Here is a 19727-nt window from a genome sequence, read left to right on the forward strand (position 1 = left end):
GATTTTCGAATAAAGGTTCGATAGTCTGGCTGAGGCGAACCACACGGTGATCGAGGACCAGAAGGGGGTGCCAGAACCTATGGTGCGGCGCATCGATGTGACCGGATCCGACGGGCTACGCCTCGCGGCCTGGGATTTCGCCGATCCGCCCAAAGGGCGCGGGGAGGCCGACCGTGCCCCCGGGATCTTATTGCTCCACGGCCTGATGGGCCGCGCCGCGCACTGGGCCTCCACCGCCCGCTGGCTGTCCGAGCGCCACCGGCCCGTCGGCCTCGACCAGCGCGGGCACGGCCGCAGTGAGAAGCCGGCCGAGGGCCCGTACACCCGTGACGCGTACGTCGCCGATGCCGAGGCCGCGATCGAACAGCTCGATCTCGCACCCGTCACCCTCATCGGACATTCGATGGGTGCCCTCACCGCGTGGCAGCTCGCAGCCAAGCGCCCCGATCTCGTCAAGGCCCTGATCATCTGCGACATGCGGGCCTCCGCACTCGGGGCGGCCTCGCAGCGGGAATGGGAGGACTGGTTCGACGCCTGGCCGGTCCCCTTCGCGACCCTCTCCGACGTACGGAAGTGGTTCGGCGAGGACGATCCCTGGGTGGAGCGGCCCAATCCGTCCCGCGGTGAGTTCTTCGCCGAGGTGATGGCCGAGCGGTCCGACGGCTGGCGCCCCGTCTTCTCCCGCCGCCAGATGCTCCGGTCCCGCGCGACCTGGGTCTACGACGCCCACTGGGAGGAGCTGGCGCAGGTCCGGTGCCCCGCCCTCGTCCTGCGCGGCCTCGACGGCGAGCTCGGCCGGGCGGAGGCCCAGGAAATGGTCCGGGTCCTGCCGCGCGGGCAGTACGCGGAGGTGGCCGATGCCGGCCATCTCGTCCACTACGACCGGCCGGACGGCTGGCGCACGGCGGTCGAGCCGTTCCTGGAGCAGCTCGCCGAGGACTTCCGGGACGACAGGGAGCCGGTCAGCCCCTGACGGAACCGGCCGGCCCCTGACCCCGACAGCCGCTCAGCCCTTGCTGACCGCGGCCAGGATCTCCGGGAGCCGGTCCGCCGTGCGGCGCGCGGCCAGCCGTACCCCGAGCCGGCCGATGAACGCCCCGTACACCGCGCCCACCGGCAGCACCAGCCACAGCCAGTCCCGCAGATCAGCTGTGTGCAGCCAGATCGTCAGCCCGATCACGGGCCCGCTGAGCAGCCCGGCCGCCACCAGCCCGCCGAGGATGGAGATCCAGGCCAGCCCCGCCTGCCCCGGCGCCACGTTCTTGAAGGCACCCTCCTGCGGGATCGAGTACGGGACCATCGCCGAGGCCAGGGCGCCCGTCGCGAGCATCCCGCCCAGCAGGGCGAACGACAGCCCCATGGCCCCCGGCAGCATCGCCCAGTCCCCGAGCACCGCCGCGTTCACGGCGGTCACCAGGACCGTGTACGGCAGTGTGATCACCAGCAGCGCCAGCGCCCGCGCCCGCAGTTCGAGGTAGGCGTCCCGGGTGGAGGAGATGGACAGCGCCACCATCCAGAAAGCGGAGGTGTCCTGCCCGAACTGGTTGTACATCTGCATGCCGAGCATGCCCGTCGCGAACGAGGCGAGGTAGACCGAGCCGGTCCCCTGTACCGCGTTGAGCAACGGCACGATCAAGCCGATCGCCAGTGCCGTCACCCAGGCCGCCTTGGTCTTCGGGTCCCGTGCGACGTACCGCAGGCTCCGCTCCATCACCGTCCCCGTACGCCCCTCGGGAAGCAGCGCGAAGAGTCCGGAGCGGCCGGCTCCGGACCGGTCGGAGGACGGCTCGGCGGCGGCGATCGTGGAACCGTCCGGTGACGTCATCAGCTTCGCCAGGCTCCGATGCCACAGCCACCCCAGCGCACCCAGTGCGAGCACGGAGAGCAGCAACTGCACGACAGCCGTTCCGTAGGCCCCCTCGGACGCGGACCCCACCGCGCCGAGAGCCGAGGCCGGCGGCAGCCAGCGCACCACGTCCGCGAGCGGTTCGAGCGAGGACAGCCCTCCCGTCCGGCCCAGGCGCTGCGCACCGAAGTTGACGAACTGGATGCCCACCCCGATCACCAGCCCGCTGAGCACGGCGAGATCGCGGCCCTTGCGGGAGGTCAGCAGCCGGATGTTGGCCGTGGCGACGGACCGGGCCAGCGCCACGCAGACCAGCAGAGCCAGCGGTACGGCGATGACTGCGGCCACCACCGCGGCCGCGCCCCGCGCCACCGCTATCACCGAGCCGAGGGCCAGGGCGAGCGTGAAGAGCGGTCCGATGCCGATCAGCGAGGCCACCAGCAGCGCCCCGATCAGCGGACGGGGCCGCAGTGGAAGCATGACCAGCCGGCTCGGGTCGAGGGTCTCGTCGCCGCTCGGGAAGAACAGCGGCATCACCGCCCAGCCGAGCGCGACCAACGCGGTCAGCAGCACCACGAGGGTCTCCGCCTGGGCATGGCCGCGCAGCGCGACCAACCCGATCACCTGGCCCACGGCGAGCAGCACGGTGACGACGAGGGACGCGACATAGGCGGCCCGCCGCCCGGACGACTGGCGCAGACCGTTGCGCAGCAACGTCAGCTTGAGCCGTACGAAGACGGGGACGAGGCTGTAACCCCCGACGGCCGCAACGGGGGGCCCCACAGGGGTGTCGAGCACGGTCATCGGGTGCCGCCCAGCCAGTCCAGGGACTCCCCGGTGTCCCGGCTGCCCGCGCCGACCAGTTCGAGGAAGGCGTCCTGCAGCGAGGACGCGTCGCCGCGCACCTCGGCCAGCGTGCCGTGGGCCCGGATCCGGCCCGCCGCCATGACGGCCACCCAGTCGCAGAGCGACTCGACGAGCTCCATCACATGGCTGGAGAAGACGACCGTCGCGCCGGAGCGCGTGTACCGCTCCAGCACCCCGCGAATGGTCTGCGCCGACACGGGGTCGACGCCCTCGAACGGCTCGTCGAGGAAGAGGACTTCGGGGTTGTGCAGCAGCGCGGCCGCCAAGCCGATCTTCTTGCGCATCCCGGTCGAGTAGTCCACGACCAGTTTGTGCTGCGCGCCCGCCAGATCGAGCACGTCGAGCAGCTGGGTGGCCCGTTTGTCGACCTCGGTGCCGGGCAGGCCGCGCAACCGCCCGGTGTACGCGAGAAGTTCGCGCCCCGAGAGCCGCTCGAAGAGCCGCAGCCCCTCCGGGAGCACCCCGATCCTGGCCTTCACCGCGACCGGGTCCCGCCAGACGTCGTGCCCGCCGATCTCGATCTTCCCCATGTCCGGCCTGAGCAGTCCGGTCACCATCGAGAGCGTCGTGGTCTTGCCCGCGCCGTTGGGGCCCACCAGGCCGACGAACTTGCCTGCGGGCAGCTCCAGATCGATCCCGGAGACCGCCACCTGTTCTCCGAACCGCTTCCAGAGCCCCTGCACCCGCACGGCGGGCGCCCCCACCGCGTCAGAGATGTCCGCGTTGTCCGTTACGGTTCCGCTGTCCGCGTCCGCCTGGTCCGGCATGGCACTGCCTTTCGGTATCCCCGCTCGTGGGGGCCACCCTACGAAAGGCGCGTCCTGGCGTCGGCCGCCTCCCGCGCGCAGGCGTAGGCGAGCGGGCTGATGAGCTCCGTCGCGTCGGGCAGCCACCGGTTGGTGCGGGTCGGGCGGCGGGCCCACTGCACGGCACCGCGCCCGCCGACACGGGTCGGCGGTCCGGCCACGTACTGGCCCTCACCGCGGCCCACCAGGTCGATCGCGGCGGCATCCCAGCCCAGGTGCCCGACGGCGTCGGGTGCCTTCACCGCTGCACCGGGCAGAACGAAGAAGAGCATCCGGCGGTCGGGGGTGCAGGTCACCGGGCCGAGCGTGAGACCCATCCGCTCCATCCGGGCCAGTGCCAGGAAACCGGCGGACTCCGGGGCGTCGAGCACGTCGAAGGCGCGCCCCGTCGGCAGGAGCACCGAGGACTTGGGGTGTTCGGCCCACATCCGGCGTGCGGCGGCGGCGCTGCCGGTCGCCTGCCCGGCCCAGTCCGGCCGGGTGGGGTGCGCTCCGGGGGAGGCGCAGCCGGCCTCGCCGCACGAGCAGCGTTCCCTCCCGTCCACCGTTTCGAGCCAGGTGCCGGGGAACACGTCCCAGTGCCGCTCCTCCGCGTACCGCGCTGCGGCGTCGAGCAGCTGCTCACCACGCTGTTGAGGTACCTGCGCGGCTTCCGTCACTCCAATGGTCTTTTCCACGATGAACACAACTACCGCCGCCACCTGGGGTTACGGGCGTGGGGCAGTGGGACACGCCGGATCGATCCTGCATGTGGGGCGCACGGATGCACGGGTGGGGGCGCGCGTGAGGCAGTGCACCGATACGCGGGTAACCACTTGCACGACTGTGCCAACTCGCTACTGCTCGTACCCAATGCAGATGAATATGCGCATTTCTTGTGTATGTGCCGGGCAGTGATCCCTTCATTGATCACTGCGGTCTCAGGGGGAAATATGGCAGCCAGGCCTCTCGTCGCCCGTCAGCCGAACGAACGGCTTCAGACGCTCATCCAGGAAGCCGCCTGTTCCAACGCGGGCCTCGCACGTCGCGTCAACATGGTCGGGACGGAGCGCGGACTCGACCTCCGCTACGACAAGACCTCCGTGGCCCGCTGGCTGCGCGGACAGCAACCGCGGGGCAGGGCACCGGGAATCATCGCCGAGGCGCTCGGCCGCAAGCTCGGCCGTACGGTCACGATCGACGAGATCGGCATGGCCAACGGAAAGAACCTGGCCTCGGGTGTCGGCCTGCAGTTCGCGCCCACCGTGCTCGGCGCGATCGAGCAGGTCTGCGAGCTGTGGCGCAGCGACGTGGGGCGCCGGGATCTGCTGTCCGGGTCGGCCGTGGCCGCCTCCGCGCTGGTCGAGCCGAGCCGCGACTGGCTGATCACGGGCGCCGACCCGCAGGTGGCGCGGACGGCGGGGGCCCGGGTGGGCATGCCGGACGTGGAGGCGGTGCGGGCGATGACGGCCGCGCTCGTCGACCTGGACCACCGGTTCGGCAGCGGGCATGTGCGGCCCGTCCTGGTGCATTACCTCAACAGCGTGGTGTCGGGGCTCCTTTCGGGGTCGTATCGCGAGTCCGTCGGCCGTGAGCTGTTCGGCGCGGCCGCCCGGCTCACCGAACTGGCCGGGTACATGGCCATCGACACCGGTCAGCCGGGGCTGGCCCAGCGGTACTACATCCAGGCGCTGCGCCTCGCCCAGGCCGCGGGCGACCGGGCGTACGGCGGCTACGTGCTGGCCGCGTCGATGAGCCATCTCGCGGCCCAGCTCGGCAATCCGCGCGAGATCGCGCAGCTGGCCCGGGCCGCACAGGAGGGCGCGCGGGGCCGGGTGACCCCGCGCGCGGAGGCGATGTTCCACGCGGCGGAGGCCAGGGGGCACGCGCTGATGGGGGATGCCCGTACCTGCCAGGTGGTGGCGGGCCGCGCGTTGACGGCGCTGGAGCAGGCCGACCCGGGCAAGGGCGACGACCCGTCCTGGATCGCCCACTTCGACGCGGGCTACCTCGCGGACGAGCTGGCGCACTGTCACCGCGACCTCGGGCAGGCGGAGCCGGCCGCGCGCCGGGCGAAGGAGGCCCTCGCGGCCCTCCCCGAGTCCCGGATTCGCCGCCGCGGGATCGGGCTGGTGCTGCTGGCCACCGCGCAGGTGCAGCAGCGCGAGGTGGAGCAGGCGTGCCACACGGGGTTGCGGGCGATGGAGCTGCTGGGGACGGTGCGCTCCAGCCGGGGTGCCGAATATCTCGATGACCTCCAGCAGCGGCTCGAGCCGTACGGAGAGACGCCCGCGGTCCGGGAGTTCGGCGCCCGGATGGAGCTTCAGGCCGCCTGAGCTGCCGCTTCTGCGAGTTGACCATGAACAGCGCCGGAGGCGGGCTGCGTGTTACGGGCTGTGTGAAGGGGTGGTGAGCGCTCCTGGGCGCTTGGCGTGGGGCGGCAGCCACCCGATAGCGTGAGCCGACGATTCCATAGGTTCACACGTAGGAGTCCCGGTGACGCAGAGCGGACAGGGTGACGAGCGGCAGCTTCCTGCTGTACGGCCCGCGCACGAAGGTGTCGTGCTGCCCGCAGAGGGCGGTGCCCCCTGGGCCGCAGGAGGGCCCGCAGGAGGGCCGGCGGCCGACCAGGCCGCCCCCGCGGGCGGGCAGCCGTGGGGCGGGCCCTGGGGGCCGCAGGCCGCGCACCAGGACGGCCTGGCCCCGGGACAGCTCCCGCCGGAGCAGCCCCAGCCGGGTGCGTACGCGCCGCAGCACGGGCCGTACCAGCCCCAGCAGCAGCCGTACGCCTCCCCGCAGGACCCGTATGCGCACGTGCAGGACCCGTACCGGCAGGACCCGTACCAGCAGGACCCGTACCAGCAGCCGTACGCCCAGCCCCTGCCGCCCGAGGCGGCACCCGGGGCGGGGACGGTCGGGGACGCGGACGCCACGCAGTACATCGCGCCCGTTCCCGGGGGGCCCGGTCCCGGCGGGCTGCCGCCCGAGCCCACCCAGTACCTGGGGCAGACGTCCCAGCCCGCCCAGGCGGGCGACGCGGACGCGACCCAGTACATACCGCCGGTGCCCGGCGGCGCCCCGTACGGCATACGGCCCGGGGCCCCGGGCGACCGGCAGCCGCCCGCCGAGTTCGACAGCCTGTTCCGCAGCGAGGAGCCCGCGGGCGCCACCCAGCAGATGCCCCGCTTCGACTCCGGGCAGCAGCAGCCGCGCCGCCAGCAGCCCGGGCAGCCCTACCAGGGCGCGCACGGGCAGCCGCAGCCGCCGCAGGCACCACAGCCCTTCGCGTCGGGCCTGCAGGGGCTCCAGGGCGCGCAGGAGCCGCCGGAGCACCAGGGGCGCGGGGCGCAGCGCGGACGGTCCTCGCACATTCCGCTGATCGCCGCGGTCGTCGTCGGCTGTGCCGTCATCGGGCTCGGTTCGGGTGCGCTGATGAGCGGCGGCGACGAGGGTGCCAAGGACGACAAGCAGCCGGTGGCCGCTCAGAGTTCACCCACCGGGGATCCGACCGCCAAGGCGGCCGACCCCGCGGAGCCGCAGGCCGGGGCGCTGGACAAGCTGCTCGCCGACAGCAACAACAGCCGCTCGGCGGTGATCAGCGCCGTGGAGAAGATCAAGAGCTGCCGGGCGCTGGACCAGGCGGCCACCGATCTCCAGGGCGCCGCCGCGCAGCGCCGCGATCTGGTGACCCGCCTCGAAGGGCTCTCCGTCGACCAGCTGCCGGGCCACGCGGAGCTGAAGTCCTCGCTGACCAAGGCCTGGCAGGCCTCCGCCGAGGCCGATGACCACTACGCCGCGTGGGCCGGCCAGGCGAAGAACGACAAGAAGGTCTGCAAGGGCGGCAGGGCCAGGTCGACCGACGCGACGGCCAGGGCCGAGGCGTCCAGCGGTGAGGCCACCGCGGCGAAGCGGAAGGCCTCGGGGCTGTGGAACTCCATCGCCCAGAAGTACAGCCTGACCAAGCGCGCCCCCACCCAGCTCTGAGGGCAGGAGCCCCGGGCCCCGGTTTCCGGCCGGGGCCGGGGCCCCGGCCGTGCGTCAGTACATGAGGCGGGCGTCCAGCAAGGTCTCCGTGACGTCCACGAAGCCCTTCTTCTGGGCGACCAGCCGCCCTTCCCGCACCACCTGGAACGTCACCTGCCCGTTGACGATGCGCGGATACTCGGGCGAGCCGAGCATGTCCTCCCAGCGCCAGCGCAGGACCGGTGTCAGGCCACCGGTGTCCACCTCGGCGCCGCGGTTGAGGCTGACCGCGATGCCGATCGCCGTGATCTCCGGTCGGTCGATCGCCTCGATGACCTTCCTGAGCGCGGTGTACGCGATCCACGTCGTCTGCACGCCGGTGTCCTCGGGGTCGACCCGGTTGTCGCCGAACGCGTACTTCCTGATCACCTGACGCATCTCGCCCCAGCGGGCATCGCGCGAGTCCGGGTACCAGCCGGTGACGTACGCGCCCTCGAACGGGCTGTTCCGGCCGCCCGTACGGTCGATGAGCGGCTGCCCGACGCTGCCGAGCACGGACGAGATGCGGACCTTGCTGTCCTCCGGCTCGAGGCGCCGGAACGAGTCGAAGAACGTCTCCGTGCGCTTGCCCAGCACCGCGGTCACACAGCCGTCGCCGGCCTTCTGCAGCGCCTTGGACGCCTGCGAGTCGTACGACGTGGCCTCCTCGGGCGCCCTGATGTCGTAGGACGCGGGGCGGTCGGCCTTGGTGAGGCTCACGTCGAGGAGCGACGGCATGCCGTCACCGATCAGCGTGTCCGGCCGCACGAGCGACACCTCCTCGCAGGTGTCCGCCAGCTGCTTCCCGTTGCCCGCGAGCAGGGCCGACTGGCCGCCGTTGACCGGGTAGGAGAGATAGCTGACGAATTCGTCAGCCGAGGCCCCGTAACCGCCGATGTACGGAATCCCGGCCGCCTCCAGGGGGGCAAGGAAGGACCGGCCGTACCTGCTGTACGAGCCGACGACCGCGACCGAGTTCTCCTCGACCGCGCGCCGGGCGCACTTTGCCGCGCCGCGCGAGGTGTCGCCCTCGTTGCAGGTGATCACCCGCAGCTCGTGCCCGTCGATCCCGCCCTGCTCGTTGATCCAGCGGGCGTAGGTCCTGGCCATGGCCGGCATGCCCGCCATGTTCACCGAGTCGGCCGCGGCCGTGTCGGGGGCCCAGGTCATGACGGTGACGGGCTCCCTGGAGCCCCCCGGGACTCCAGGGATGACACCGCAGCCGGATATCAGCAGCGCCCCTGCCGCCGCCGTACACGTGAGGATTTTGTAGGGGCGGGGGGAGGTGAGGCGTCGCCGTCCGGTCATGGGAATGAACTTTTCCGCCTCACGGGTAACGCTGCAGTGTGCTCTGCTCAACGCTCGGTGACGTGAAGGTGAATTGCAGGGGGCTGTGTGCACACGGGCCGAGGGAACGTACGATCGACAACCGTGCAGCAAGGTTCGGAGAACACTTCCCGTCGCGGCCGTCGCTCCTCCACCATGGGCGACATGCCGCTCAATGACATGCCGTGGTGGCGCTGGCGCTGCAATGTGCGCTCGGCGCTGCACATGCTCTCCGACCCCGTCTTCCACCACGAGTGCTGGCTGGCCGGCCGGGAAGGGTACGGCGACGTCACCGACGCCGTGTACCGCCTGGTCGAGGACACCTGGCTGGACAACTGGTCCGCCGAGAAGTACGTCGGGACGATCTTCCGCGACTCGGCCGAGGCCGCGCTCGTGGACGTCGCCGCGCTGCGGGTGCTGCGCATCATGCACCAGGTCGGCGCGGACGCTCCCGTCCCCGTCTATCTGGAGCACCAGGGCTGGCCGGAGGCTGTCGCGGCCGCTCGCGAAGCCCATGTGATGCTCGCCACCAACGATGCGGAGGATCCGGACATTCCACCGCGCTCCCTGGACGTGCTCCGCATCATGACCAGATCGGTCTGACCCGGGGAGGGTGTGGCACCCTACGGGCATGACCGTGCCGCAGCCTGCCGAATCCTTCCCCGCCGCTGTCCCGGACGCTTCCGCCGAGCAGTACGTCCTCACACTCTCGTGCCCCGACAAACAGGGCATCGTGCACGCCGTGTCGAGCTATCTCTTCATGACCGGCTGCAATATCGAGGACAGCCAGCAGTTCGGCGACCACGACACCGGTCTCTTCTTCATGCGGGTCCACTTCTCCGCGGACGTCACGGTGAACGTGGACAAGCTGCGGGCCAGTTTCGCCGCGATCGGGGACTCGTTCCGGATGGACTGGCAGATACACCGCTCCTCCGACCGGATGCGGGTCGTGCTGATGGTCAGCAAGTTCGGGCACTGCCTCAACGACCTGCTCTTCCGGTCCGGCATGGGGGCGCTGCCGGTCGAGATCGTGGCCGTCGTCTCCAACCACACGGACTTCGCCGAGCTCGTCGCCTCGTACGGCGTTCCGTTCCGGCACATCCCCGTGTCCAGGGAGAACAAGGCGGACGCCGAGGCGCAGTTGCTCGAGCTCGTGCGCGGCGAGAACGTCGAGCTGGTCGTCCTGGCCCGCTACATGCAGGTGCTCTCCGACGATCTCTGCAAGCAGCTGAGCGGCCGGATCATCAACATCCACCACTCCTTCCTGCCGAGCTTCAAGGGTGCGAAGCCGTACCACCAGGCCCATGCGCGCGGCGTGAAGCTGATCGGTGCGACGGCGCACTATGTGACCGCCGACCTCGACGAGGGGCCGATCATCGAGCAGGAGGTCGAGCGCGCGGGGCACGGTGTCACGCCCGACCAGCTCGTCGCCATCGGGCGCGATGTGGAGTGCCAGGCGCTGGCGCGCGCGGTCAAGTGGCACGCGGAGCGGCGCATCCTGCTCAACGGCCGCCGTACGGTGGTCTTCGCGTAACGGGGTTCACAGCCGGCTGAGGGAGGCCGCGGCGAACAGGACGTCGCGGATCGCCTCGCGGTCGCCCTCCTGCCCGGCCGCGGCTTCCACCGGCGGGACATGTCCGGCGACCAGCCGGCAGAACTCCACGCCGTCGAGTGCGACCTGCGCGACCGTGTGGTCGGGGGAGCCGACGGCGGCCGGTGAGTCCAGCGCGATGTACCAGTTGCCACCGCCCCGGCCCTCGACCTCCAGGTGGAGGGACCGGCCCGGGGACCCGGCCGTGACCAGCTGCCGGGCGGGCGCGGCCAGCCCCGCGCGGCGGCGCCCGGCGAGCGTGGCGGGCAGCAGCCGGGCGGCCAGGTCGATCATCCGGTGGAGGTGGGCGGCGGCGGGCGGCTCGTACGGGTAGTCCACCGCGTCCGCGATGTCGCCGCCGTGCACCCAGCACTCGAAGGCCCGTTCCAGGAGGGAGTCCTGCAGCGGAAGAGCGAAGTCCCCGTACGGAACGGACTGCTCCGCGAACCCGCGGCCGGCGAAGGACACCGTACGGATGAGGGTGTGGCTCTGGTCGCGCCAGGGTTCCCGCACGGCCCGTGTGGGCGGCCTGAAAGCGGCTGACCAATACGTTTCGGTGCGCTCGGTCGGCGACAGGGGCTTCACACCGCTTCCGAGCGGGTCGTCGAGGCCGAGAGCCGTGGAGACGAGGCCGTCCACGGCCATCAAATGGCCGATCACCCCGGCGACCGTCGTCTTGCGGTTGACCTGCCGCTCACCCTCGAACCACTTCAGCCGGACCGGTGCGTGCCACTCGGAGTCGCCGATGTCCCGGAGCAGGGCGTCGAGCCTGGCGGTCTCCGCGTCGTACGGAGCAGCCCAGGCCGGGACCGGAATCTTCGCCGGGCGGCGGCCCAGGCAGCCCTCCAGGACTCTCGCCCGGAGCATGGGATCCAGGTCCAGACTGACGTCGCTGTGCAGGAGCCCCACGGCGTCACGCAGCCGCAGCGCCTCGTCCGCGCAGGGGGCGCACGCCGTGAGGTGGTCCTCGACCGCCGCGGTCTCCTCGGCCGAACAGGCAGCCAGGGCCCAGGCCCCGAGAAGGGACTTGAGCACCTTGTGGGAGAGGACCGGGGGCCCGGGCGCCTTGGGAGTCATCGTCGTGAGGCCGTCGCTGTCGTCGGCGGCGGCCCGCGGTCCGGGTATGCGCCGCGCGCCCAGGTTCTCCCCGTCCTGGCCGTTTCCGCCGTTTCCGCCGGTGCCCCCGGTCATAGCGCCCGTCCGTATCCGGGTGGCGAGAACCCTTCCAGCGGGCGGGTGTTCGCGGTGGAGAGCAGCTGCAGTCCCAGGCGCAGCCGCCGCCGGGCCTCGTCACCGGTGACGCCGAGGTCGGCCGCGGCCTGCCGGTAGTCCCGGCGCTGGATGTACGCGAGCTCCAGCGCGGCGCGCAGCGGCGCGGGCATCGACGCGACGATGTAGTCGGCGCGGGCCGCGGCCGTGGCCCTGCGCACCCGGTGCTCCAGCTCCTCCGAGGACAGGGTGTCGTCCTCGCTGTCCTCGCTGTCCGCGCCGGCCCCGGTGTGTGCCCTGCGCAGCCACTGCACGGACCGGTGATGGGTGAGCCGGGTCACCCAGGACCTCATCGAGCCCTGTTTGGGGTCGTACGCGCCGGGGTTCTCCCAGACGTAGCCGAAGACCTCGCGGGTCACCACGTCCGCGGCGTCCTCGTCGTCGAGCATGCGGTGGGCCTGGCTGTGGACGAGCGCGGCGAACCGGTCGTACAGCTCGCCGAGAGCCGCCGCCTCGCCGCGCGCCAGCCGCTGTTGCATCCGGCGGTCCCAGCGGGGTGGTGCGTCCTTCGCCATCGAGCCCCCAGCCCTGTGCCCCTCGTCACGTCGAATGTAGTCGGCGCTCTCGGCCGTGCACGCACCTTTCCACCAAGTACGTCCCTCGAGTGGCGCCGGATGATAAGGAATAGCTCACGCGTTGCCGTTTCCTGGCCGGGTAAACGGACTTCAAGTGATCATTTCTGGATGAAACCTTTGCCGGCCCGGTGACCAGGCCGGTGTTTCACGGGCGTCCGACGGGGGCAGCCGCGAGGAGGAACGGAAACTTCCGCATCCTCGGGATCCCCCGGAACGAGAGGCCCAGTCGCGTGACGCTGAAGGTGGACGAGACCGAGCAGGGCGAGTGGACCGTGTTGCGGATCCGGGGTGAACTCGATCTGGTGACCTCACCCGTCGTACGCCAGTCCGTCCACGGGGCGGTGGCCGAGGGGCAGCACGACGTGGTCCTCGACCTCTCGGGCGTCTTCTTCTGCGACTCCAGCGGTGTCAGTGTGCTGATCGCCTCGCGCCGCCTGATGAAGTCCTGCGGGGGCCGGCTGCGGCTCATCCTCCCGGCCAGGGGCGCGGAGGACGGCTCGCACGTCAACAAGGTGCTCGGCGCGCTGGGGGTGCGCCGGCTCTTCGAGGTCTACCCCGACGCGGAGTCCGCCACGGACGAGGAGTCCCGGCCCCTCACTGCGTGACCCCCTGAGTTAAGACCAGGTTGTAACACCGGTAGGGGGCTTTTAGTGACACGTGACGCCGTTCGGCGTCGTACGCTCCCCGCATGGACAGCGCAGAGTACGAGCGCAAGATCGCGCACCGCTTCGCCGCCTTTGACCAGGACGGCAACGGCTACATCGATCGCGCCGATTTCAACGCCGCAGCATCCCGTCTTCTCACCGAATTCGGTACGACGGCCCGCTGCGACAAGGGTCAGGCCCTCTATACGGGCGCAGAGGCCTTCTGGCAGGGCATGGCGGGCATCGCCGATGTGGACGGGGACCAGCGCGTCACCCGTGAGGAGTTCGTGGGCGGGGCCGTGAAGCGGCTGCGCGACAACCCCGAGCGCTTCGCGGAGATCGCCCGCCCGTTCCTGCGTGCGGCGATCGTCGTCGCCGACGGCGCGGAGCCCGACGGCTCGGCGTCCGCCCCTGTGGCGGCCGTGGAGCGGGCCCTGCGGGTCCTGGGCGCCGAGGACGACGTCGCGGGCCTCGCGGCCCGGAGCCTGGACGCCGACGGGGACGGCCGGATCGCCGAATCGGACGCGGTGGCCGCGTTCTCGGCGTACTTCACCGTGATCGAGCCGGACGCCTAGGGTCTTCGTTCGGATCAGGCCGGATCAGGGTGCGTGCCGGGCCCTGCGAGCCCGGCACGATCCGGACAAGAAGCCCTGACACTGCCTGTCGTCCGGACCCGCGGACCTTCCTCAACACGCCCAACCGCCCAAGTAGTTCGCGCCGAGCCTGCCGTCATGCCGCGGTGGGCCGGCCCGGGGGTCCGAGCTGGTGGGGGACGGAGCGGGAGTGCGCGGACCGTGGGACGAGGGGTGACGCAGCGCAGCCGATACCGGGTTGTGCTCCGGCACGACTCGTCACCGGGCGGAGTCGGCCACCCGGCTCGGGTACGCTCCGTTGGATGCGAGTGGTTGTGGAACCGGAGGATCCGGGTGTGGCCCGTGCGGCGACTCCGGGCCGGGAACGGTGCCCTGCTCGCGACCCGCGGAGCGGTGCCGGGCCTGCCGGGGAGTCCGCTCCCGGGGCGCCGAGGCGCTCCTGTTCGACTCTCCGCAGCGTGCGTCGCACAGTATGCACCACGCGTACTCCTTCGCGCTGGAATATGCCCGAAGCGCTTGTTGCGGTGACTGTACGTCAACCATGCTGTCTTGCAGGGGAGTCACGTTCCGTGACCCTGAGGAGGCGCGAGGCGATGTGTCCGCCGGTTCGGATGGTGTGAGCGGTGCAGGTGCTTCAGGTTCAGCTGGAGGTCGGGCCGGATCCCGCAGAGGTGGGGCGTGCCCGCAGATGGGCGCGGTCGCGACTGGTCGGGTCGGGCATGGAGGACGATGAGCCGCTCGCGGAGACGCTCATCCTGCTGATCTCGGAGCTCGTCACGAACGCGGTGGTCCACACGGGCTGCCCGGCCGTGCTGCGGATGCTGTTCGGCTCCTCGGGATCGACCTGCACGGTACGGGTCGAGGTGGCCGACACCAGCTGCTGTCCTCCCCAGCCGCGTCACGCCGAGGGCGAGGACACCAACGGCCGTGGCCTGGAGCTGGTCGACGGCCTGGCGGACCGCTGGGGCTGGCTGCCGGAGGGCGCCGGGAAGCGGATCTGGTGCGAGATCGACCGGGGCGGCCCGGTGATGGTCCCGGTGATCCAGGAACAGTCGGGCGACCTCGCCCAACGGGCCCGTCTCTGATGGCCGGCGGGGCCGTCGGTGAGTACGGGACAGCCCTTAGCGTCCCTGCCCGGAGACCGTCGAGCGGAACGTCCGCCGGTAGACCGTCGGCGACACCCCCAGCGCCGCCTGCACGTGCTGCCGCAGGGACGTGGCCGTACCGAACCCCGCGTCCCGCGCCACCTGGTCGACCGAAAGGTCCGTGGACTCCAGCAGCTGCCGCGCACGCTCCACCCGCTGCTGGATGAGCCACTGCCCAGGGCTCATGCCGACCTCCTCGCGGAAGCGACGGGTGAACGTCCGTACGCTCATCGACTCCTGGTGCGCCATGTCGCTGAGCAGGATCGGCTGCTCGAGCCGTCCGAGCGCCCAGGCCCGCGCGCCGGTCGTCGTGGCGAACTGCGTCTCGGGGACGGGCCGCTGGATGTACTGGGCCTGACCACCGTCGCGGTGCGGGGGGACGACGGTGCGGCGGGCGACGTCGTTGGCGACGGCGGTGCCGTGGTCGCGGCGCACGATGTGCAGGCAGAGGTCGATTCCGGCGGCGACCCCGGCGGAGGTCAGGACGTCGCCGTCGTCGATGAACAGGACGTCCGGATCGACGCGGACCTTCGGGAAGAGCTTCTGGAAATGGTCGGCGGACGACCAGTGCGTGGTGGCGGGGCGGCCGTCGAGATATCCGGCGGCGGCCAGCACGTAGCCTCCCGTGCAGATGGAGACCATCCGGGTACCCGGCCTGATGTACGCGAACGCGGCGACGAGTTCGTCGGTGAGCCTGCCCTCCGCATACACGGGGCCGAGCTCGTACGAGGCGGGGATGACGACCGTGTCCGCGGTGGCCAGGGCTTCGGGGCCGTGCTCGACGACGATGCTGAAGTCCGCGTCGGTGGCGACCGGGCCGGGCGGACGGACGGAACACGTCACGACGTCGTACAGCTTCTGACCCTTGTTGAGCGGCTCGGAGCTCAGGGAACGGCCGAAGATTCGCTGGGCAATGCCCAGTTCGAAGGGGAGCAGCCCGTCGAGGGCGAGGACGACGACGCGGTGCGGCATGCGAGTTCCTCTCCCTCACGCTGGCTTCTTCAGACTTTAAGCTGATAGTTGGTTTCGACGTGAAGGAAAAGTCGACGGACCGTGCATTCATTCCCTCGGTGGCAGGCCCCCGGGCGGTGGCAGCGGCGGCAGCCCTGGTGACCGTGGCGGCCGGGCTCGGCGTGCGGTCGGTGGCGGGCGGCGAGCTCGCGAAGTACGCCGGGGACGCGCTGTACACGGTGCTGATCCATGCCGTGGTCCTGTTCCTCGTGCCCAGGGTGCGGCCACTGACGGCTGCGGGGTCGGCAGTGGCGTTCAGCTGGGCGGTCGAAGCGGTGCAGCTGACGGGGGTGCCGGCGGAGCTGTCCGGGCGCAGCGCGGTGGCCCGGCTGGTCCTGGGCTCGACGTTCAACGCCCCGGATCTGTTCTGGTACGTGGTGGGAGCGGCCCTGGCCGGAGCCGCCCACACCGCGTACCGGAACGGATCCGGCACCTGACCGCACGGGCGGATGGCCCGATCCCTGCGAAGGGTGTCTGTCCAGCCACTCGTACGGAGGTCTCGGCGACCCGGATGCTGGGCTGCGTGACACAGACAACCGAAAGCGCCGCCAAGGACGACGACCGTCGGGCCACTTCCGACGCCGGGCTCCACAGACCCGCACGCCCGCGGGTCCACCGGGCATGGATCGTGGCCGCCGTCACCTTTGTGACGATCATCGGCGGGGCCGCCTTCAACTCCCTCCCCGGCCTCCTCATCAACCCCCTCCACACGACGTTCGGCTGGTCGTTCGGAGAGATCGGTCTGGCCGTCTCGATCGACATGGCGCTGTACGGGCTGACCGCGCCGTTCGCCGCCGCGCTGATGGACCGGTTCGGCATCCGCCGGGTCGTGGCGGTCGCGTTGAGCGCGGTGGCCGCCGGGGCGCTGGCGAGCATCTGGATGACGGCGTCCTGGCAGCTGATGCTCTACTGGGGCCTGCTCGTCGGCCTGGGCACCGGCTCGATGGGCATGGCCTTCGCGGCGACCGTCACCAACCGCTGGTTCGTCGCCCGCCGGGGCCTGGTCACGGGCATCCTGACGGCGGCCGGGGCTTCCGGTCAGCTGGTCTTCCTCCCGCTCTGCGCCTGGATCGTCGACCGGCACGGCTGGCGCCCGGCCTCGGTGACGGTAGCCCTCGCCGCCCTCGTGGTCGTCCCGTTCGTCTGGCTCCTGATGCGCGACCACCCGGCCGACGTGGGCCTCGCCCCGTACGGCGGCACGTACGTGGAGAAGCCGGCCCCTGCGGTGGGCGCGGCGACCCGTACCGTACGGGTCCTGATCGACGCGGCCCGCACGGGGCCGTTCTGGCTGCTGGCCGGCTCGTTCGCGATCTGCGGCGCCTCCACCAACGGCCTGATCCGCACCCATTTCGTGCCCTCGGCCCAGGACCACGGCATGGAGATCACCGCGGCGGCCTCGCTGCTGGCGGTCATCGGGATCTTCGACATCATCGGCACGGTCTTCAGCGGCTGGCTCACGGACCGCTTCGACGCCCGCAGACTGCTCGCCGTCTACTACGCACTGCGGGGCATCTCCCTGCTGTTCCTGCCGATTCTGATGGCGCCGTCGGTGCACCCTTCGATGCTCTTCTTCATCGTCTTCTACGGTCTGGACTGGGTCGCCACGGTCCCGCCGACCCTGGCCCTGTGCCGCGATCACTACGGCGAGGACAGCGCGATCGTCTTCGGCTGGGTCCTGGCCTCGCACCAGGTGGGCGCGGCCCTGGTGGCGTTCCTGGGTGGCGTCGCACGTGACGTGTTCGGTTCGTACGACGTGGTCTGGTACGCGGCGGGGGCGCTCTGCGCGACGGCGGCCCTGATGGCTCTGGTCATCCGCCGGACGCCGACCGACCGGCCCGGGACCCCGGCCGTTCCCGCCTGATCGATTTCGGCGTCGCCGGAGAGGGCTGCCCGCTCGGTACGTGGACGGTGGGCGGAGCCGCCGAACGGCCCGAGCTGTACGGCCGTTCGGCGACCCGGACGTGGGAGACGTTCGGCGACCCGGACGTGGGAGATGTCCGGGCCTGACCGAACAGGCAGCCTTCTGAGGCCCGTTGCCCCCGTCGTCAGCCCGTCGTGGACAGCCGCCTGGCGATCTTCCGGGCGTCCAGGGCCATTTCGCGCAGGTTGCCACTGATCGGGTTGGTGAACCCGGTGAAGTAGAGGCCGGGTGCCTGACGTGGGGTGTGGGCTCCTTGCACCAGGGGGCGGCCACGGGCGTCCAGGACGCCCAGGTGGCCCACCAGTCCCTCCAGGGCCCGCCGGTAGCCCGTCGCCGCGATCACCGCGTCCGGGGTGATCCGGGAGCCGTCGGCCAGCACCACCGCGTCCTCGTCGAAGGACTCGACGGCCGCCACGGGGACCACCCGGCCGCGCTTCACGGCGTCGATCAGCCCGACGTCCTGGACCGGGATGGCGCCCTCCTTGACCCGGGAGTACAGGCCGGTGTCCGGACGGGGCAGGCCCTGCCCCGAGAGGTCGGGGACGGCGACGCGGCACATCAGGGCCCCGGCGCGGTCGACGAGCCGGACCGGCAGCCTGCGGACCAGGACGGCGGTCGCCTGCGCGGGCCAGCCCGCCGTCGAGCGGCGCACGATGTACGGCGTGGTGCGCACCGCGATCCGCACCCGGGCAGCGCCGCCCTCGACCAGATCCACGGCTATCTCCGCGCCTGTGTTGCCGATGCCGGCCACGAGGACGTCCTTGCCGGCGTACGGGGCCGGGGCGCGGTACTCCGCGGCGTGCACCAGTTCGCCCGTGAAGCCGGCGCGGCCGGACCACTCGGGGATCCGCGGGGTGTGGTTGAACCCGGTCGCCACGACGACCGCCCGTCCGGTGAGCACCCGTCCGCCGGTCGCGGTCAGCTGCCAGCCGGTTCCGTCGGCGGCCGGGTCGATCCGGTTCACCTCGACGCCCGTCACCACCTCCAGCTCATGGTGCTCGGCGTACTTCTCCAGGTAGCGCACCATGTCGTCGCGCGAGACCCAGCGTCCGAACCGGCGCGGTATCGCCAGTCCCGGCAGCGCCGACCAGCGCCGGGTGGTGTGGAGGTGCAGCCGGTCGTAGTGGCGGCGCCAGGACGCGGCGACGCCCGGGGACTTCTCCAGCACCACCGCCCGCACGCCCTGGGCCCGCAGAGCCGCCGCGGCGGCGAGGCCGCCCGGGCCGCCGCCGATCACATAGACCGGCCGGTCGTCGGTGCGGTCGATGGAGGCGGGAAGAACGGGTCCACCGGCGGTGGATGTGCTTTCTGACATGGTTCGGAGCGTAATCGGGCGTTCGTTCGGTGGGTCTCGGCAGAGAGGGGGTTCCGTTGCGAATCGGTCACGGACGGCGGCCACTTGAGGACGGCGACGTGCCCGGCCGCGGGCGGCGACTACGGCCAGAGGAGCTCCCGCGTCCAGCCCGCACCGTCCCGGCGGTAGCGCAGCCGTACGTGCCGCCGCTGCGCTTCGCCCTGGAAGAACTCCACTTCCTGCGGCTCGACCACGTAGCGCGTCCAGGTCTCCACGTCGGCCTCCGGCTCGGCCCGTGCGCGTTCCAGGGCCGCCTCGGAGGCCCGGACGAGGTCCTCGTAGGAGGGCAGCACCTCGCTCTGCGAACCGGTCAGCGCGGCGGCCAGCGCACCCGTCGAGCGGGCGTGCAGATCGGCCAGGCTTTCCGCACGGCCCACGGGGGTGACCGTGCCCCGTACCCGGATCTGGCGCCCCTGGGCGGGCCAGTAGAAGTTGAGGGCCGCGTGCGGGCGGGCCGCGAGCTGGCGGCCCTTCTCGCTGGTGGCGTGGGTGGCGAAGTGCCAGCCGCGCTCGTCCGCGTCGTGCAGCATCAGCGTCCGCACATCGGGCCGGCCCTCGGCGTCCACGGTCGCCAGGGTCAGGGTGTGCGGCTCCGTCTGCCCGGCGGCCACCGCCTCGGCGAACCAGGTGTGGAAGAGGGCGAGGGGGGCGGCGGGTGCGGTGGACGGGTCGAAGCCGGGGAGGGTGACGTCCCAGACGCGCTGGGTGTGGAGCAGGTCGCGGAAGGCCTTCTGTGTATCGCTCATGGATCCATTCCACAGGGTCGCGGGGCCGTTCGCACGGTGTGTGCGGGAACGC

19 protein-coding genes are annotated in these 19727 nt (G+C 71.5%); 10 read left to right on the top strand and 9 right to left on the bottom strand.

Annotation, left to right across the window (positions count from 1 at the left end; translation table 11 throughout):
* The first annotated feature begins 79 nt into the window (after positions 1 to 79).
* Complete coding sequence (locus tag ACFWBQ_RS28195; protein ID WP_385501594.1) at positions 80 to 973, top strand: alpha/beta fold hydrolase; 894 nt, start codon at positions 80 to 82, stop codon at positions 971 to 973.
* Between the two features lie 33 nt (positions 974 to 1006).
* Here ACFWBQ_RS28195 and ACFWBQ_RS28200 read toward each other — a convergent pair whose 3' ends face one another.
* The 3 genes from ACFWBQ_RS28200 to ACFWBQ_RS28210 are packed head-to-tail and all read right to left on the bottom strand — an operon-like array spanning position 1007 to position 4196.
* On the bottom strand, positions 1007 to 2650 hold the full coding sequence (locus tag ACFWBQ_RS28200; RefSeq protein ID WP_385501330.1) for a transporter: 1644 nt from the start codon (positions 2648 to 2650) through the stop codon (positions 1007 to 1009).
* The gene (locus tag ACFWBQ_RS28205; RefSeq protein ID WP_385501332.1) at positions 2647 to 3480 is read right to left on the bottom strand and encodes an ABC transporter ATP-binding protein; all 834 of its coding nucleotides are present in this window, start codon (positions 3478 to 3480) and stop codon (positions 2647 to 2649) included. Before ACFWBQ_RS28205 ends, ACFWBQ_RS28200 begins: the two co-directional genes overlap by 4 nt.
* Positions 3481 to 3518: 38 nt before the next feature.
* Positions 3519 to 4196, bottom strand: a complete 678-nt coding sequence (locus tag ACFWBQ_RS28210) for a bifunctional DNA primase/polymerase (protein WP_385501333.1) — start codon at positions 4194 to 4196, stop codon at positions 3519 to 3521.
* 255 nt (positions 4197 to 4451) lie between these two features.
* Here ACFWBQ_RS28210 and ACFWBQ_RS28215 point away from each other — a divergent pair, with 255 nt between their 5' ends.
* Together ACFWBQ_RS28215 and ACFWBQ_RS28220 are read left to right on the top strand one after the other, a co-directional pair.
* Positions 4452 to 5834 (top strand): transcriptional regulator, encoded by a 1383-nt coding sequence (locus tag ACFWBQ_RS28215; protein WP_385501335.1) that lies wholly within the window; start codon positions 4452 to 4454, stop codon positions 5832 to 5834.
* A gap of 160 nt (positions 5835 to 5994) precedes the next feature.
* Positions 5995 to 7482 carry a hypothetical protein gene (locus ACFWBQ_RS28220; RefSeq protein ID WP_385501337.1) on the top strand — a complete coding sequence of 496 codons (1488 nt, stop codon included), beginning with the start codon at positions 5995 to 5997 and terminating at the stop codon, positions 7480 to 7482.
* A gap of 54 nt (positions 7483 to 7536) precedes the next feature.
* On the opposite strand, the gene ACFWBQ_RS28225 is transcribed toward ACFWBQ_RS28220, so the two are convergent.
* Positions 7537 to 8808: an ABC transporter substrate-binding protein gene (locus ACFWBQ_RS28225; RefSeq protein ID WP_385501339.1), complete on the bottom strand. Its 1272-nt coding sequence runs from the start codon at positions 8806 to 8808 to the stop codon at positions 7537 to 7539.
* Between the two features lie 174 nt (positions 8809 to 8982).
* On the opposite strand from ACFWBQ_RS28225, the gene ACFWBQ_RS28230 reads away from it, so the two are divergent.
* A complete protein-coding gene (locus ACFWBQ_RS28230) occupies positions 8983 to 9429 on the top strand; it encodes a hypothetical protein (RefSeq protein WP_385501597.1) in 447 nt (148 codons plus the stop codon).
* Between the two features lie 28 nt (positions 9430 to 9457).
* Positions 9458 to 10360, top strand: coding sequence for a formyltetrahydrofolate deformylase (gene purU / locus ACFWBQ_RS28235; RefSeq protein ID WP_385501342.1), 903 nt, complete (start codon positions 9458 to 9460; stop codon positions 10358 to 10360).
* Positions 10361 to 10366: 6 nt separating this feature from the next.
* On the opposite strand, the gene ACFWBQ_RS28240 is transcribed toward purU, so the two are convergent.
* Positions 10367 to 11608 carry a zf-HC2 domain-containing protein gene (locus ACFWBQ_RS28240; RefSeq protein ID WP_385501344.1) on the bottom strand — a complete coding sequence of 414 codons (1242 nt, stop codon included), beginning with the start codon at positions 11606 to 11608 and terminating at the stop codon, positions 10367 to 10369.
* Positions 11605 to 12201 carry an RNA polymerase sigma factor gene (locus tag ACFWBQ_RS28245; protein ID WP_385501346.1) on the bottom strand — a complete coding sequence of 199 codons (597 nt, stop codon included), beginning with the start codon at positions 12199 to 12201 and terminating at the stop codon, positions 11605 to 11607. The genes ACFWBQ_RS28240 and ACFWBQ_RS28245 overlap by 4 nt, the downstream gene beginning before the upstream one ends.
* 290 nt (positions 12202 to 12491) lie before the next feature.
* Between ACFWBQ_RS28245 and ACFWBQ_RS28250 the strand changes: the two genes are divergently transcribed.
* The 3 genes from ACFWBQ_RS28250 (at position 12492) to ACFWBQ_RS28260 (ending at position 14583) form a co-directional block, all read left to right on the top strand.
* Positions 12492 to 12866, top strand: coding sequence for an STAS domain-containing protein (locus ACFWBQ_RS28250; protein WP_385501347.1), 375 nt, complete (start codon positions 12492 to 12494; stop codon positions 12864 to 12866).
* 83 nt (positions 12867 to 12949) lie between these two features.
* Complete coding sequence (locus ACFWBQ_RS28255; RefSeq protein WP_385501351.1) at positions 12950 to 13480, top strand: EF-hand domain-containing protein; 531 nt, start codon at positions 12950 to 12952, stop codon at positions 13478 to 13480.
* Between the two features lie 641 nt (positions 13481 to 14121).
* Positions 14122 to 14583 (top strand): ATP-binding protein, encoded by a 462-nt coding sequence (locus ACFWBQ_RS28260; protein ID WP_385501355.1) that lies wholly within the window; start codon positions 14122 to 14124, stop codon positions 14581 to 14583.
* Positions 14584 to 14619: 36 nt separating this feature from the next.
* Here the strand turns inward: ACFWBQ_RS28260 and ACFWBQ_RS28265 are convergent, their stop codons facing one another.
* Positions 14620 to 15615 carry a GlxA family transcriptional regulator gene (locus ACFWBQ_RS28265; protein ID WP_385501358.1) on the bottom strand — a complete coding sequence of 332 codons (996 nt, stop codon included), beginning with the start codon at positions 15613 to 15615 and terminating at the stop codon, positions 14620 to 14622.
* A 98-nt stretch (positions 15616 to 15713) separates the two neighbouring features.
* Here ACFWBQ_RS28265 and ACFWBQ_RS28270 point away from each other — a divergent pair, with 98 nt between their 5' ends.
* On the top strand, positions 15714 to 16091 hold the full coding sequence (locus tag ACFWBQ_RS28270; protein WP_385501361.1) for a DUF2809 domain-containing protein: 378 nt from the start codon (positions 15714 to 15716) through the stop codon (positions 16089 to 16091).
* 86 nt (positions 16092 to 16177) lie between these two features.
* On the top strand, positions 16178 to 17515 hold the full coding sequence (locus ACFWBQ_RS28275) for an MFS transporter (protein ID WP_385501364.1): 1338 nt from the start codon (positions 16178 to 16180) through the stop codon (positions 17513 to 17515).
* Positions 17516 to 17699: 184 nt separating this feature from the next.
* Here the strand turns inward: ACFWBQ_RS28275 and ACFWBQ_RS28280 are convergent, their stop codons facing one another.
* Positions 17700 to 18890 (bottom strand): flavin-containing monooxygenase, encoded by a 1191-nt coding sequence (locus ACFWBQ_RS28280; RefSeq protein ID WP_385501367.1) that lies wholly within the window; start codon positions 18888 to 18890, stop codon positions 17700 to 17702.
* A 119-nt stretch (positions 18891 to 19009) separates the two neighbouring features.
* Positions 19010 to 19675 (bottom strand): pyridoxal 5'-phosphate synthase, encoded by a 666-nt coding sequence (locus tag ACFWBQ_RS28285; RefSeq protein ID WP_385501370.1) that lies wholly within the window; start codon positions 19673 to 19675, stop codon positions 19010 to 19012.
* Between the last annotated feature and the right edge of the window lie 52 nt (positions 19676 to 19727).

It is taken from the genome of Streptomyces sp. NPDC060035 (genome assembly GCF_042736635.1).
GTDB lineage: Bacteria > Actinomycetota > Actinomycetes > Streptomycetales > Streptomycetaceae > Streptomyces.